The organism is Amycolatopsis sp. N2S4-7 (genome assembly GCF_058119595.1).
The window spans coordinates 708,004-721,946 of sequence record NZ_CP172299.1 but is presented as its reverse complement, the minus strand read 5'-3'; the positions used below and the strand labels follow the sequence as shown (position 1 = coordinate 721,946).

Annotated in this window: 11 protein-coding genes; 6 read left to right on the top strand and 5 right to left on the bottom strand. The window is 73.6% G+C overall.

The window, feature by feature from the left end; genetic code table 11:
* The first annotated feature begins 25 nt into the window (after positions 1–25).
* Together ACH54P_RS03380 and ACH54P_RS03375 are read left to right on the top strand one after the other, a co-directional pair.
* On the top strand, positions 26–1,222 hold the full coding sequence (locus ACH54P_RS03380; RefSeq protein WP_489910843.1) for an MFS transporter: 1,197 nt from the start codon (positions 26–28) through the stop codon (positions 1,220–1,222).
* A 234-nt stretch (positions 1,223–1,456) separates the two neighbouring features.
* Entirely contained in the window at positions 1,457–2,056 is a 600-nt protein-coding gene (locus tag ACH54P_RS03375) for a hypothetical protein (RefSeq protein WP_489910842.1), read from the top strand.
* A gap of 3 nt (positions 2,057–2,059) precedes the next feature.
* Here the strand turns inward: ACH54P_RS03375 and ACH54P_RS03370 are convergent, their stop codons facing one another.
* Positions 2,060–2,839, bottom strand: a complete 780-nt coding sequence (locus ACH54P_RS03370) for a prepilin peptidase (protein WP_489910841.1) — start codon at positions 2,837–2,839, stop codon at positions 2,060–2,062.
* Positions 2,840–2,942: 103 nt separating this feature from the next.
* Between ACH54P_RS03370 and ACH54P_RS03365 the strand changes: the two genes are divergently transcribed.
* Positions 2,943–3,806 carry a universal stress protein gene (locus ACH54P_RS03365; protein WP_489910840.1) on the top strand — a complete coding sequence of 288 codons (864 nt, stop codon included), beginning with the start codon at positions 2,943–2,945 and terminating at the stop codon, positions 3,804–3,806.
* Positions 3,807–3,866: 60 nt separating this feature from the next.
* Complete coding sequence (locus tag ACH54P_RS03360; protein ID WP_489910839.1) at positions 3,867–4,277, top strand: hypothetical protein; 411 nt, start codon at positions 3,867–3,869, stop codon at positions 4,275–4,277.
* A gap of 103 nt (positions 4,278–4,380) precedes the next feature.
* Here ACH54P_RS03360 and ACH54P_RS03355 read toward each other — a convergent pair whose 3' ends face one another.
* Together ACH54P_RS03355 and ACH54P_RS03350 are read right to left on the bottom strand one after the other, a co-directional pair.
* Positions 4,381–6,492, bottom strand: a complete 2,112-nt coding sequence (locus ACH54P_RS03355; protein ID WP_489910838.1) for an AfsR/SARP family transcriptional regulator — start codon at positions 6,490–6,492, stop codon at positions 4,381–4,383.
* A gap of 250 nt (positions 6,493–6,742) precedes the next feature.
* Entirely contained in the window at positions 6,743–7,105 is a 363-nt protein-coding gene (locus ACH54P_RS03350) for an STAS domain-containing protein (protein ID WP_489910837.1), read from the bottom strand.
* 181 nt (positions 7,106–7,286) lie between these two features.
* Here ACH54P_RS03350 and ACH54P_RS03345 point away from each other — a divergent pair, with 181 nt between their 5' ends.
* Together ACH54P_RS03345 and ACH54P_RS03340 are read left to right on the top strand one after the other, a co-directional pair.
* Positions 7,287–8,150, top strand: coding sequence for a manganese catalase (locus ACH54P_RS03345; RefSeq protein WP_489910836.1), 864 nt, complete (start codon positions 7,287–7,289; stop codon positions 8,148–8,150).
* 88 nt (positions 8,151–8,238) lie between these two features.
* Positions 8,239–9,438 carry an amidohydrolase gene (locus ACH54P_RS03340; RefSeq protein WP_489910835.1) on the top strand — a complete coding sequence of 400 codons (1,200 nt, stop codon included), beginning with the start codon at positions 8,239–8,241 and terminating at the stop codon, positions 9,436–9,438.
* Here the strand turns inward: ACH54P_RS03340 and ACH54P_RS03335 are convergent.
* Positions 9,418–12,315: a beta-galactosidase gene (locus ACH54P_RS03335; RefSeq protein WP_489910834.1), complete on the bottom strand. Its 2,898-nt coding sequence runs from the start codon at positions 12,313–12,315 to the stop codon at positions 9,418–9,420. The two genes, ACH54P_RS03340 and ACH54P_RS03335, sit on opposite strands and share 21 nt — an antisense overlap.
* Complete coding sequence (locus ACH54P_RS03330; protein WP_489910833.1) at positions 12,315–13,934, bottom strand: rhamnogalacturonan lyase B N-terminal domain-containing protein; 1,620 nt, start codon at positions 13,932–13,934, stop codon at positions 12,315–12,317. Before ACH54P_RS03330 ends, ACH54P_RS03335 begins: the two co-directional genes overlap by 1 nt.
* Between the last annotated feature and the right edge of the window lie 9 nt (positions 13,935–13,943).

Below are 13,943 nucleotides of genomic sequence, written 5' to 3'. Positions count from 1 at the left end.
TCCCTCGTCCGCCCGGAAGGTCCCGATGTCCGTCACCCTCTCCCCGGCCCGGCTCCGCATGAGCCACGGCCTGGGGTTCCGCGTCGTCGCGGTGGCGTTCGCGACGGCACTCGCGTTCTCCACCGTCCCGACGCCGCTGTACGCGCTCTACCAGCAACGGGACGGCTTCCCGACCTTCCTCGTCACGGTGGTCTTCGCCGCCTACGCGGTCGGGGTGATGCTCAGCCTGTACCTGGCCGGGCACGTCAGCGACTGGCTGGGCCGCCGCCGGGTCCTCCTCGCCGGGCTCCTGGCCGAGGCCTTCGCCGCGGCGCTGTTCCTGCTGTGGCCGGACGTGCCGGGCCTGATCGTCGCGCGGCTGGTCAGCGGCGCCGGGATCGGCGCCCTCACCGCGACCGCCACCGCGCACCTGTCCGAGCTGCGCGCCCGGACCCGGCCGGACGACGGCTCCGGTCTCGTCGCGACCGTCGTGAACGCCGGCGGTCTCGCCCTCGGGCCGCTGGTCGGCGGGCTCTTCGCGCGGTTCGCCGAACAGCCGCTGCGCACGCCGTTCGCGGTGTTCCTGGTCGTGCTCCTGCTCGAGGCGATCGCGGTGAGCCTGGTGCCGGAGACCGTCGAACGCCGGGAGGAACGCCCCGCCTACCGCCCGCAGCGGCTCGCGCTGCCGGCGGCCGCGCGGTCCGAGTTCACCGGCGCCGCGATCGGCGTGTTCGCGGCGTTCGCGATCAGCGGCCTGTTCATGGCCCTCGCCCCGGCGCTGCTGGCGCACGAGCTGCACGAGCCGTCCCGCCTGCTCGCCGGGCTCGCCCCCTTCACGATGCTCGGCACCGCCGCGCTCGCCCAGCTCGCGTTCGCCCGCCTCGGCACGCGGCCGCAGCTGCGGTCCGGGTACGCGCTGATGGGCACCGGCCTGGTGCTGCTGGCGGTGTCGGCGTTCTCGGGGTCGCTCCCGCTGTTCTTCGGCGCGAGCGCGCTCGCCGGCGCCGGGTTCGGGCTCGGGTTCCGCGCCGCGGTCGCCGCGGTGGCCGCGCTGGCGGACGACCTCACCCGCGGCGAGGTCCTGGCCGCGCTGTTCCTCGCCGCCTACGCGGGGCTGGTGCTGCCCGTGCTGCTGATCGGCCTCGCGATGCTGCGGGCGCCGGGCTCGGTCGTGCTGGCCGGGTTCGCTGTGCTGGAGCTCGCCCTGCTCGGGTGGTCCGCGCGCCGCACCCTCGGCCGCTGACCGTCACCGGCCGGTGCCGGGACCCGCGTTGCGCCGGGACAGGTAGACCGCCGCCGAGGTGCGGCGCTCCACGCCCAGCTTGTGCAGCACCGACGCCGGCAGCCTGTCCACTGTGGACGGCAAGCTCACCACCTGGACCAACACCGCCGGTGGCAACCAGAGCGCCACGGTGACCGCGGCCGGCTACGCCCCGCCGTCGGTGATCCGGCGGGGTCGATCCTCAAGTCCGCCCGGGTGACCGTGGTGCACGGCAACGACAACGGCTCCGACCAGGACAACCTGACCGTCCAGCTCAACGCGGCGGGTACCCCGGCCAAGGTGCCGGCGTACGCGGACAAGGTGCTGCACACCGACCAGGTCGATGCCCTGCAGCTGGAGCTGACCTACACCCCGCCCGCTCTCCGCGCGGAAAGCGGGTGCACGCAGCTGCCGTACACCACCAGTGCCGCGTGCGCGATGGTGACGTCGGTGAACAACTCCGGCAACCGGTTCTACGTGCAGGGGACGACGTACGCGCCCAAGGCCGCCCTGGACATCACGCTCAACAACGCCACCGAGCCGATCTTCCGCTTCGGCGTCGTCGCGCGGTCGTTGTGGGTGAAGCTGACCGGCAGCGTGACGTTCACCGGCGCGGTGATCGAGGTCCCGGACGACTCCCCCGGTTTCGTCTTCGGGGTCTACCTGTCGGCGTACGTCTGCCCCGGTGCAGGGACGTGCGCGCCGGGCGGTGCCGCGGTGGCCAGGGCACGGGTGGCCTATGTGGACGGTGATCCGGCGAACCCGGTGCCGGGGGCCCGCCAGGTGTCGGTGCTGAGCTGGTCCGGGAACCGGTGACGCTCAGGCCAGGCCGGCCAGCCGCTGGTAGGCCTGGCCGAGCGGGGCGGCCGCGAAGATCGCCACCAGGGCACCGGCGATCATGAACGGCCCGAACGGCAACGCCGTCTTGCGGTCGCCCTTCCCGGCCGCGAGCACCACGACCCCGGCGACCGCGCCGAGCAGGAACCCGCCGAACGCGCCGATCAGCAGCGCCGCCCAGGACAGGTACCCGAGCACCCCGCCGAGGATCCCCGCGAGCTTGACGTCACCGAAGCCCATCCCGGCCGGGTACCCCAGCGCCAGGAGGAGGTAGAACGCGAACAGCGCGGCCCCGCCGATCCCGGCGCGGGCCAGCGACCACCAGTCGTCGCGCCACCAGGCCGACGCCGTCAGCAGGACCGCCAGGACCGGGTAGGACGGCACCACGATCGCGTCCGGCAGGCGGCGGCAGTCGAGGTCGATCAGGGCGAGCGCGATCCCGATCGCGCCGAAGTACAGGTGGGCGGGCAGGTCCGGCGGGTCGAGCCGCAGCGCCAGCAGCGCGAACAGCACGGCGGTGCCCAGCTCGACCAGCGGGTAGCGGACGCTGATCCGGCTCCCGCAGCCCGCGCACCGGCCCCGCAGGACCAGCCAGCCGAAGACCGGGACGTTGTGCCGGGCGCGGATCTCCCGGCCGCAGCCCGGGCAGTGCGACGGCGGGCGGACCACCGACTCACCCCGCGGCACCCGGTGGATCACGACGTTGAGGAACGACCCGACGACCAGGCCGAGCACCGCGGCCGCCACGACCAGCACCGCCATCGGGCTCCTCCGGGATCGGGGCGGGGACGCCGCAGATCTTGCCCGACGCGGGCTTCGGCCGCGACCGCGCGGGCCTATCGTCGTCAGGACGAAGGAGCCGCTGATGACCGCTGGAACGGGACCGCCGATCGTCGCCGGGGTGGACGGGTCGGCCGAATCCCTCGACGCCGTCCGCTGGGCCGCGCGGACCGCCCGCCTGCGGGACGCGCCCCTGGAGATCGTGCACGCCCTCGACGTCCCGGCCCTGCTCGCGGGCGGGGTCGTGCCGCCGCCGGAGGAGATGGTCGACGCGCTGCGCGCCCGCGGGCACCGGGCGCTGCGGACCGCGCGGGAGCTGGCCGCCGCGCAGGGCGTGCCCGGCGCGGTCACCCGGCTCGACTCCGACCGCGCCGCCCAGGCGCTGATCGAGGCGTCGCGCACCGCCGCACTGCTCGTCGTCGGGTCGACGGGGCACGGCAGGCTCACCAGCCTGCTCGCCGGGTCCGTGGCGGGGGCGGTCGGGACCCACGCCCGCTGCGACACCGTCGTCGTCCGCGGGGACAGCTGGGACGAGCCCGGGGCCGCCGAGCGCCCGATCGTCACCGGGATCGACGGCAGCGAAGCCGGCACCCGCGTCCTCGCGACCGCCCTCGCCGAGGCTCGCACCCGTCGCGCTCCCCTGGTCGTGCTGCACGCCTGGGCCGACAGCCCGCCGCCGCACCGGGACCCGCGGTGCGTCACCGAGGCCGGGCGCCGGCTGCTCGGCGAGCGGGTCCTCGCCCACGAGACCGGCGACGTCGTGGTCGAGCAGGTTGTCGTCCACGCCCACCCCCGGCGCGAACTGGTCGAGCGCAGCGGCAGCGCGCAGCTGGTCGTGCTCGGCGACCGCGGCCGCGGTGGCTTCCCCGGCCTGCTGCTCGGCTCCACCGGCCAGGCTCTCCTGCACCACGCCGCCTGCCCGGTCCACCTGGTCCGCACCACGTCCTGACGGAAGCGGAACGGAAGCGGGACCGGGCAGGATGACCGGTGAAGCGAGCGGGAGGAAGAGATGAAGACTGCGGTACAGGCCGGGCTGGTCGCGCTGGTGGCCGGCGTGACGGTGCTGGCGACCCCGGCGCAGGCGGCCACGATCAGCGAGAAGACGGGCACCTGCCAGGCCGGCGACTTCGGCGGCAGGTTCACCCTCCGCTACGAGACCTCCGGTGGCTACCACCACATGATCGGCGCGATCACGTCATCGGGGCCGTACATCGGCGACGCGGGCAACCTGCTCCTGCGGATCTCCTACCGCGACGGCCTGACGACGCACACCGTCTACACCCGCTCGGTCCCGACGACGGGCAGCACGGGCCTGACGATCCCGTCGGGCATCGACGTACCGGCCGGCTCGTACGGCACGGCGTCGACGAAGTTCGACAACGGAACGGATTCGTGCATCGCGACGGTGCCGATCACGTAAGGGCGGGTGGGTCCACGGGCGGTGGCCAGCGGGCGTCGCGCCCGCGGCCAGGGTGGACGCCCGCTGTTCCGGCCGGCGGGCCGCACTTTCGAGCCGTTGCCGGTCATCGCCCGGTGACCGACGGCTCGTCGAACGTCCGGGCCTCTTCGGCGGCCGCGGCGAGTTCGCGGTCCGCGGCCGCCGCGTCGCCGGGAGCGCCGCGGCGGCGCAGGGCCCCGGCGTGCCGGCGGCGGGAGAGCACCACCGCCGGCCAGTGGGCCAGCGCGAGGTTGTGCCGGACCGCGGCCCGCAGGTGCGTCACCGCCCGGTCCAGGTCGCCCGTCGTCAGGGCCGTCGTGCCCAGCTGGTAGCGGACCGAGCCGAAGCAGGCGATGGCGAGGCTCGCCATCGCGGGCAGGTGACCGAACGGGCTCAGCAGCTCGCGGATCCGCGCCGCCGTCGCGCGGTCGTCCAGCAGGTACGCCGTTTCCGCGGCGCCGCACAGCGCGATCAGCCACGTGCTCGACCGGGGCAGCGCTCCCAGGTCGTCACCGCACAGCCTCGCCAGCGCGCCCGCGGCCGTGCGGCGGTCCCCAGCCGACGCCGACGCCACGGCCAGCGCCGCGTAGTACGAGTTGTCGATCGGGCTGAGCGTCGGCGAGTGCATCAGCCCGTCCAGCACCGGCACCAGTTCCCCGAGCCGGCCCTGGAACCACCGGATCGCCACCAGCTGCGCCCCGTACCAGCCGAGCGAGTCCGGATCGCCCGCCGCCTGCCCGAGTTCGGCGCAGGCCTGCGCACCCGCTTCGGCCTCGCGGAACCGGCCGGCGCGGATGGCGAGCATGACGCCGAGGGCGTCGGCCACGAACCCCGCGGCCAGGTGCTTCCGCGCGGCCAGCAGGTCTTCGAGCTCGCCGAGCCGCCGCTGCGCGTGCGGGTCCCCGGCGAGGAACAGGTCGACGGTGTCCCACAGCACGCCCATGACGAGGTCGGTGCGCCGCCCGGAGCGGCTGCTCACCCCGACGAGCTCGGTCGCGAGAGTGCGCCGCAGGTCCGTGTGGTCCGGGCCGAGCAGGCAGTGGTGGGCCACGCTCAGCGCTTCGGCGTGCGCGACCGGGTCGTCCGCCTCCCTCGTCCGCTCGAGGATCGCGAAGATCCGCTCGTGCGTGCCCTCCTCGTAGTCCAGTTCGCCCGCGAGCCGGGCCTGGAGCCGTCGCCCGAGCGACGACGCGGGATCGACCCGCTCCAGCGCGTGCCGCAGGCGCGTCAGCAGCGACGTCGAGGCGGCCGACGTCCGGTGTTCGTGCACCCACACCCCGCCCAGGCCGAGGACCGCGCGGCCGAGGGCGTCGTCGTCCCCGGCCCGCTCGGCCCGGCGGTAGGCGGCTTCGAAGTGCTCCCGGCTCGTGCGGAGGTCGCCGTCCTCCAGCAGCGCGTGCTCCCCGGCGGCCAGCGCGTCGCCGGGGGCGGTCACCACGGCCGGGACCGCGAGCAGGGCCGGATCGTGGGCCAGCACCTGCCGGTGCACCTGCGCCAATACCGGCGACGGTTCCACGCCGGAGGCGGTGATCAGGCCGTGCCGGGCCCGCCGGAACGCCTCCAGCGCGTCGCCCTGCCGCCCGGCGCGGTACAGCGCGGTCATCAGCTGCGCCCACAGCCGTTCGTGCCCCGGGAACGCGGCGGTCAGCGCCTCGAGTTCGGCGATCAGCCCGGTGTCTTCGCCGGCCGCGAGGTCGGCGTCGATCCGGTCCTGGACGGCGGTGTGGCGGAGCCGGTCCAGCCGCATCCCCTCCGCCCTCAGGGTTTCGACGTCGGGGAACTCCTCGTAGGCGCGGCCGCGCCACAGGGCCAGCGCGGCCGCCAGGTGCTCCCGCGCGGCGGCCGGTTCGCCGCCGGCGAGGGCGCGCCGCCCCTCGGTGGCGAGCTGTTCGAACCGCACCGCGTCGAGGGCGTGGGGCGCCACGTGCAGCACGTACCCCGGTGACCGGGTCAGGATCATCCGGGAGTCCACGGTGCCGCGCAGCCGCGAGAGGTAGGTCCGCACGGTCCGGTCGGCGTGCGCGGGCGGCCGCTCGCCCCACAGCGCCCGGCCGAGCGCGGGCACGCTCACGACGCGGCCCGCCTCCGCGGCCAGCACCGCCAGCAGGGTCCGCAGCCGCGGCCCGCCGACCTCCCGCGGCTCGCCGTCGAGCCGCACTTCGAACGGTCCCAGCACCCCGAGGTCCACCCCGCCCATGCCCGCCCCTCCGCGACACGGGTATCCCGCGCGCTCGGCGTACAGGAGCGGGCCGGGCCGCACGGGATACGTTCCACGGCCGGGAGAACCGACGTCGGTGAATTGTCGGACGTTCGTCGCCGCGGCCCGGAAGGGGTGTGCGGCCAACGGATCTTCGGGAGGAGGTCCCGGAGACGCACGATTCGTGGTCCCGCACCGGTTGTCACCTGGCGAACAGGCCGCGGCCGGGCGAAGAAGGCCGAACCGGCGGTCACCGGGCGATGAGCTGCTCCTGCTCGAGGACGCGGCCCTCAAGGCGGAAGAGCGGGGCGACCGCCGCGAGGTCGAGGGCTCGCCGCACCACCCGGGACGGCTTCACCACCAGGTCGATCCCCGCGTCGGCGCAGCGGGCGCGCAGCCTCCCCAAGGACGCCACGCCCGTCACGCCGCAGAAACCGACGCCGAGCAGGTCGACGACCAGCCGGTGCGGGGCCGCCGCCACGGCGGCGGCGAACTCCTCGTCGAGCCGGGGGCACGTGGCCATGTCGAGCTCGCCCGTCACCGTGACCTTCACCGTTCCCGGCCGGGGCGTCGTGGTTGTCGCCGTCAGCAGCAGGGCGGACAGGTCGCTCATCGGGGTTCTCCTTCCAGGGTGCGCTGCAGGTGATCAACTCCTACCCGGTCGCGCACGGCCCCAAACATCGCCCGGGCGTGCGGAAAACCCGGGTTCCGCGGTTATCGCCCCGAGGCACGGGAACGTCCCAGCGACCGCCGGTGACGGCGGAGCCCAGACCCCGGACGACGGAGGAAACCACGTGTTCCGTCACACGAAGCTGCTGCAGTTCGAAGCCAAGCCCGAAAAGCCCGACCCCGTCTACGCCCACAAACTCCAGGAACTCATCGGCGGCGCCTACGGCGAAATGACCGTCACCATGCAGTACCTCTTCCAAGGCTGGAACTGCCGCATCGAAGGCAAGTACAAAGACCTCATCATGGACACCGCCACCGAAGAAATCGGCCACGTCGAAATGCTCGCCACCATGGTCGCCCGCCTGCTGGAAGGCGCCCCCGCCACCATGACCGCCGAAGCCGTCAAAGACCCCGTCATGGCCGCCGTCATCGGCGGGATGGACCCCCAGCAAGCCATCGTCGCCGGCGGCGGCGCCCTGCCCGCCGACTCCAACGGCTACCCCTGGAACGGCAAATACATCGTCGCCTCCGGCAACCTGCTCGCCGACTTCCGCGCCAACGCCGCCGCCGAAGCCCAAGGCCGCCTCCAAACCGCCCGGCTCTACAACATGACCGACGACCCCGGCGTCAAAGCCATGCTCAAGTTCAACCTCGCCCGCGACACCGTCCACCAGAAACAATGGCTCGCCGCCATCGAAGAACTCAAAGCCGACGGCCTCGAAGACGACATCGCCCCCAACGCCCTGCTCGACGAAGAAGACCAGACCCACAACAACACCATCTGGCACCTCTCCGACGGACCCGACGGCGCCAAAGGCGGCTGGACCACCCGCGACGGCATCGAATACCTCACCGACCCCCAGCCGCTCGGCGGCCCCGGCACCGCCCCCAAACCCGACCCCGCCCTCTACGGCACCTACGCACCCCTGCAAGACGCGAAGGGCACCGCCAAAGGCAAAGCCAAGGAGCTCAAGAACAAGCTGACCTGACCGGGCGGCCCGGTGCGCACCCCGCGCACCGGGCCTTCCTTCTCCCGGGCCGGGCTGTAAAGCTCGGCAGCGACGAGAAGGAGCGACGATGCCCGGACTTCTGCTTCGCGACGGCCGCCCCTGGAGAGCCGGCGGCCCGGCCGACCTCCTCATCCGCGACGGCGTCGTCGCCAAGCTCGGACCGGGCCTCGACGCCGGTGACGCGGAGGTGCTCGACCTCGGCGGCCGGCTCGTCCTGCCGGGCCTGGTGGAGGCCCACTGCCACCTGGACAAGACGCTGTACGGCGGGCCGTGGCGGCCGCACTCGGCCGGGCCCGCGCTGGCCGACCGGATCGCCGACGAACGCGTCCGCCGCGCCGAGCTCGGGCTGCCCGACCCGGCCCGCGTCACCGCGCTGCTGGAGACCATGGCCGCCACGGGCACCACCCACGTGCGCACGCACACCGACGTCTACGCCGGTACCGGCCTGGCCGGGGTCGAGGTCGTGCGGGACATCGCCGCGCGGCTGGCCGGCCGGATCACCGTCGAGCAGGTCGCCTTCCCGCAGAGCGGCATCCTCACCAACCCGGGCACCGCCGGCCTGCTGGAGGAGGCCATCGGTCTCGGGGTGAGCGCGGTCGGCGGGATCGACCCGGCCGGGATGGACCGCGATCCGGTCCGCCACCTCGACGTCGTCTTCGGCCTCGCCGAGCGCCACGGCGTCCGGATCGACCTGCACCTGCACGACGGCGGCTCGCTCGGCGTGTTCGAGCTGGAGCTGATCATCGAGCGGACCCGCGCCGCGGGCCTCGCCGGCCGGGTGACGGTCAGCCACGCGTACGCGCTCGCCCAAGCCGACGCCGCGACCCAGGACCGGCTGGCGGCCGGGCTCGCCGAAGCGGGCATCACGATCACGACGGCGGCGATCTTCGACTTCCCCGTCCCGCCGGTGAAGAAGCTGCGCGCGGCCGGGGTCAACGTCGCCTGCGGGCACGACGACATCCGCGACCTGTGGAGCCCGTACGGCAGCGGCGACCTCCTGGAACGGGCGATGCACCTGGCCTACCGCAGCACGTTCCGCCGCGACGAGGACATCGAGGTCGCGCTGGAGGCGGTGACGTACGGCGGCGCCCGCGCCCTCGGCCTCGACGGCTACGGCCTGGCCGAGGGCGCGCCGGCCGATCTCGTGGTGGTCGAGGCGGACACCCCGGCCCACGCGGTCGTGACGCGGCCCCCACGCGACCTCGTCCTCAAGGCGGGCCACCTCGTCGCCCGCTCCAAGGCCCTCTCACCGCCGCCATCCCGGTGACGCGACCTCGCGGACCGGGACCCCGCCGCGCGCCGAGCCGAGGTCGGTGAGCGCGACCCGCTCCAGGCCGTTGCCCTCGCCGCCGTCACTGGTCACCGCCAGCGCCAGGGTGTTGCGGCCGTGCGGGTCCAGGATCCCGGTCGGCAGCGCGAACGTGTGCTGCGGGCCCACGTCCGCGACGTACTGCCCGAGGTTCCAGCCGTTGAGGAAGATCAGCACCCGGTACCGCCCGCCGGAGCGGGGCCGGGCCGGGTCGCCGAGGGTCAGGCCGACCGACGTGTCCTGGCCGTGCGGGACGCGCAGGTCGAACGTCGTGCGGTACCACGTCGTCCCCGGCGAAGCGGTCGCCGCCGGTACCGCCGCCGGGGTCCAGGCCCGGTCCGGGAAGCCGGGCAGGTGCCAGCCCGCGCGCTCCCCGGCGAGACCGCCGCTGTTCAGCGGGCCGCGCACCGGGTCCGCCGTCCCGCCCTGGAGCTTCCACGCCACCCCGGTCAGCGACGAGGAGATCAGCCCGCGCCCCTCCTTGTGCGCGTCGTTGACGCCGCCGTCCTCGTTGTGGCCGTTGTTCCGCACCATCACCGACAGCACGTGCGGGCCGTCGCCGCGCAGGCCCTCGGGCACGGTGAACGTCGCCGTGCCGGTCGTCGGCGGCGAGGCCAGGGCGGACGGCAGGACGTTCTGCCCGAGGTAGTGCCCGTCCAGCCACGCCTGGAGCATCCCGGCGCCGCCCCCGCCGTAGCGCAGGCTCACCTGCTCCCCCGGCGAGCCGGTGAACCGCCCGCGGTACCAGACGTCGCCGACGCCGAAGCCGTAGTCGTCGGCCGTGAGCACCGGCTGCCCGGCCGGCGGCGGAGTGGTGCTGTTCGTCGTGGTCCGGTCCGCGGCCGGCCACGCCGAGTCGTCGTACCCCGGCTCCGACTCCGGCGAACCGGGCGCGGACCGCCAGCCGGTGAGCTCGGGCAGCCGCGGGTCGGCGGGCCCGGGCAGCGGCCGGACCGCGGCCACGCTGCCCGACGCGGTCGGCCGCACCGGCACCGCGGTGCCGTTCCAGAACACCACCGGGCCGCGCGCGCCCCACACCTCGAGGTCCCTCGCCGCCTTCGTGTCCCCGGTCAGCGAGGCGAAGGGCCAGGACCGCGCGGTTCGCACCAGGTCCGGGCCACGCACGAGCAAGCCCGACACGAGCCAGAACGTGCCGGCGGTCGGATCGTCGGCGAGCAGCAGCGTGACGGCCGGGCGGCCGCCGCCGCTGATCCGGACCCGCGCGAGACCGTCGTGGCGGTAGGTCAGCCGGAGGTCGTTGCCGGTCCAGGTCGTCGTGACGTCCCCGGAAAGGACGTCCACGCGCGGCCGCGACGCGTACCGCAGCACCGTCTCGCCGTCCTCGCCCGGCCTGCCGTGCAGCAGCACGGTTCCGGCCGCCTGGGCCATCAGCTCCGACGTCGAGTACACCAGGTGCTGGCCCGCGACGTCGAAGTTCGCCACCAGGTGCTTGGCGTCCTGGCCGTCGAGCCGCAGCGGCACGGTGTAGGAACCGTCCGGAGTGGACAGCGGGAAGGTGAAGGTGTCGTCGGTCGTCAGGTTCGACGGCGAGTGCACCGGCAGGTAGAAGTGCACGCCGGTGTCCGGGTTGACGTTGTGGTAGACCTTCACCGCCGACGACGACGGGGTCACCGGGTCACCGTGGTCCATTTTGGCCAGGTCGGGGACGGTGGCGAGGAAGTAGCCCAGCTCCTTCATCGTCAGCGCCTTGGGCCGCAGCTGACGCCCTTCGTCGATCGCCGCGCCGTAGTCGTAGGACGAATAGACGACCGGGGCCGGGAGCCGGCCCCACGACGTGCCGCCGAAGGTCATGTAGAAGTTCTGCAGCGTCAGGCCGTTCGCGAGGTTGGTGCCGTAGAACACGCGCTCGTAGCCCGGGCCCTGCCGGACCGCGGTGCACGGGTAGGTGCCGTTGCTGCCCCAGTAGTCGAACCAGCCGCCGCCGAACTCGGCGACGAACCCGGGCGTGTTCGGCGACGCGCTCGCGCCGCCCTTCGCCCCGCCCGGCCCGTACGTGCCCCAGTCCGGCGCGGCGTTCGGGTTGCCCGGCGTCGCGTCGGTCCGGCAGGTGCCGCCCGGGTAGCCGTCGAAGGCGTACAGGTCGACCTTGCCCGGCACGGTGCCGGGCACGCCGGAGTCCGCCGGCACCCAGCTGCCGTTGCGGCCCTTGTCGTTGTGGAAGACCGGGACGGAGATGCCGTCGGCCCGGACCTTGTCGTAGAGGTGGGCGATGTAGTTCCGCTGCGCGGTCCCGGTCGCGGCCAGCTCGTTCTCGATCTGGTAGAGGATCACCGAACCGCGGCCGTCGGTGTACTGGTGCCGGGCGATGATCCGGTCGATCTGCGTCAGCCACTCGTCGGACGCCGCGAGGTAGTCCGGCGCGTCGCTGCGGGCCCGGCCGGCCTGGGTGCTCAGCCACGCCGGGAAGCCGCCGCCGGTCACCTCGGCGTTGATGTACGGGCCGGGCCGCGCGATGACGTACAGCCCGGCCTCGGCCGCCAGGTCGAGCACGCGGTCCATGTCGCGGACGCCGGTGAAGTCGTACACCCCCGGCGCCGGCGAGTGGTAGTTCCAGTCGAAGTAGATCGAGACGGCCGTGTAGCCGGTGGCCTTCATCTTCTGCAGCACGTCACGCCACAGGTCCGGGCTGGGCAGCCGGAACGGGTGGAACTCGCCGGACCAGACGACCTGGCGGCGGCCGTCCAGCAGCAGCGAGTACTTGTCGAAGGTGACCTGGTGCTTCGCGGGCGCCGCCTCGACGGCGGACGCGGGTGCGGTGCAGAGCCCGGCCGAGACGAGCAGGGCGAGCACGAAGGCCAGGAACCGGCGCATCATCAAGACATCTCCACGCAGTCGTACGCGAATCCGGGGCTGAGGTGGCCACTGCCGCCGGACCCGCTGATCACCGTGATCGTCAGGGTGTTCGTCCCGGCCACGAAGGCGCTCGCCGGGACCTGGTAGGTGAACAGGGCGTTGTTCCCGCGGTAGGTGCCGATGGTCAGGCTCCGCGAGCTGGGCTGCGACGACGCCCCGGGGGCCGGCGACGTCCAGTCGTTCACCCGGATCTGCGGGCGGCCGCCGGCGTGGGCCGCGCTGATCCCGATCCGGACGGTCCGGGCCGCGAGCCGGCTCGAGGTCAGGGAGAACCGGACCGTCGTCGGGTTGTTGACGTCCTTCCACTGGTAGGCCGGGAAGCCGCTCACGGCGCTGCCGACGGTGAACGTCGTCGGTCCCCAGCCGCTCATCCGGGTGTCCGAGGGGTGCATCCAGGTGACGTTCCCGGCGTTCTTGAACCCGCCCGGCGTCCCGTCCCAGTCCCCGATCCGGAACACGGCCGGCGGTGTCGACCACGTCGACGTGATGTTCTGCCCGGTCGTGGTGGCCCCGGCCGTCACGCCGGCCTGGCGGGTGGCCACGGCCAGCTCGCCCTGGTAGAGCGTCTGCGTGTAGGTGCCGGGTTTCATCGCCGGGCTGCTGAAGTTGCCGTCGGCGTTCGGCAGCGCCCAGTACTGCGCCTGGCCGTTCGCGAACCCGACGACGGCCTGTTTGCCGCTCGCGACGCCGGATGCCTTGCCGACGACGTAACCCCGCGCGGACGTCGCCACGTACCCGCGCAGTCCGAGAGTGCTCAGGAAGCTCATGTCCGGCGTGCCCGGCGTCGACGTCCCCGCGATCATCAAGGCGTAGGGTCCGTACAGGACGCCGAGCCGCTGGCTCTCGGTCTGGTTGTGCCCGGAGTATAGGTAGTTGTACAGCTCGATGGACGCGCTGGTGCCCTGCTGTTCGATGTCGCGGAAGAACGGCCCGCCCGCGCTGCTTTCGCGGTTTCCGTAGGCCAGGTAGACGCCGATGCCGCTTCCGGTGACACCGCGCGGGGTCTGGTCGAGGGCCCGGCGGTTGGAGTAGTACTTGGACCGGGTCTGGCCGTTGACGAGGTCGATGTCGCTCGACTCGATGGGGGTGCCGCCCTTGACGTCCGACGGCGTGTCGACACTGCTCAGCACGTCCCGGTTCAGGTACTGGATCCAGCGGAGCTCGCCACCGCCCGCGAAGTCGACGTAGGTGGCCATGTAGATGTCGTTGCGGCCGTTGACCGCGACGAAGTAGTGGACCAGGGTGCCGCTGCCGTACCAGTTGGTGACGGACTCGGTGACGATCACGTAGTTGCCGCTCCGGCCGGCCGTCACCTTCGCGGTGCTGCCCAGGCCGGACTCCACGTGGGAGCCGTTCGTGCCGGCCGGCTGCAGCTCGACGCCGTTGTAGGTCAACGACGTCAGGTCGCCGCCGCTCTGCTTGATCTTGAAGACCAGGCCCGCGCCGGTGGACACGGTGTAGTAGCCGCCGCTGTTCGTCAGGCCGAACGCGGGCGCCGCCTCGGCCGCGGCCGGGAGGAACGCGACGCCGAGGGGCACCGCGGCCGCGCCGGCCAGGAGGGTCCTGCGGCTGATCGTCATGGGTTTCTC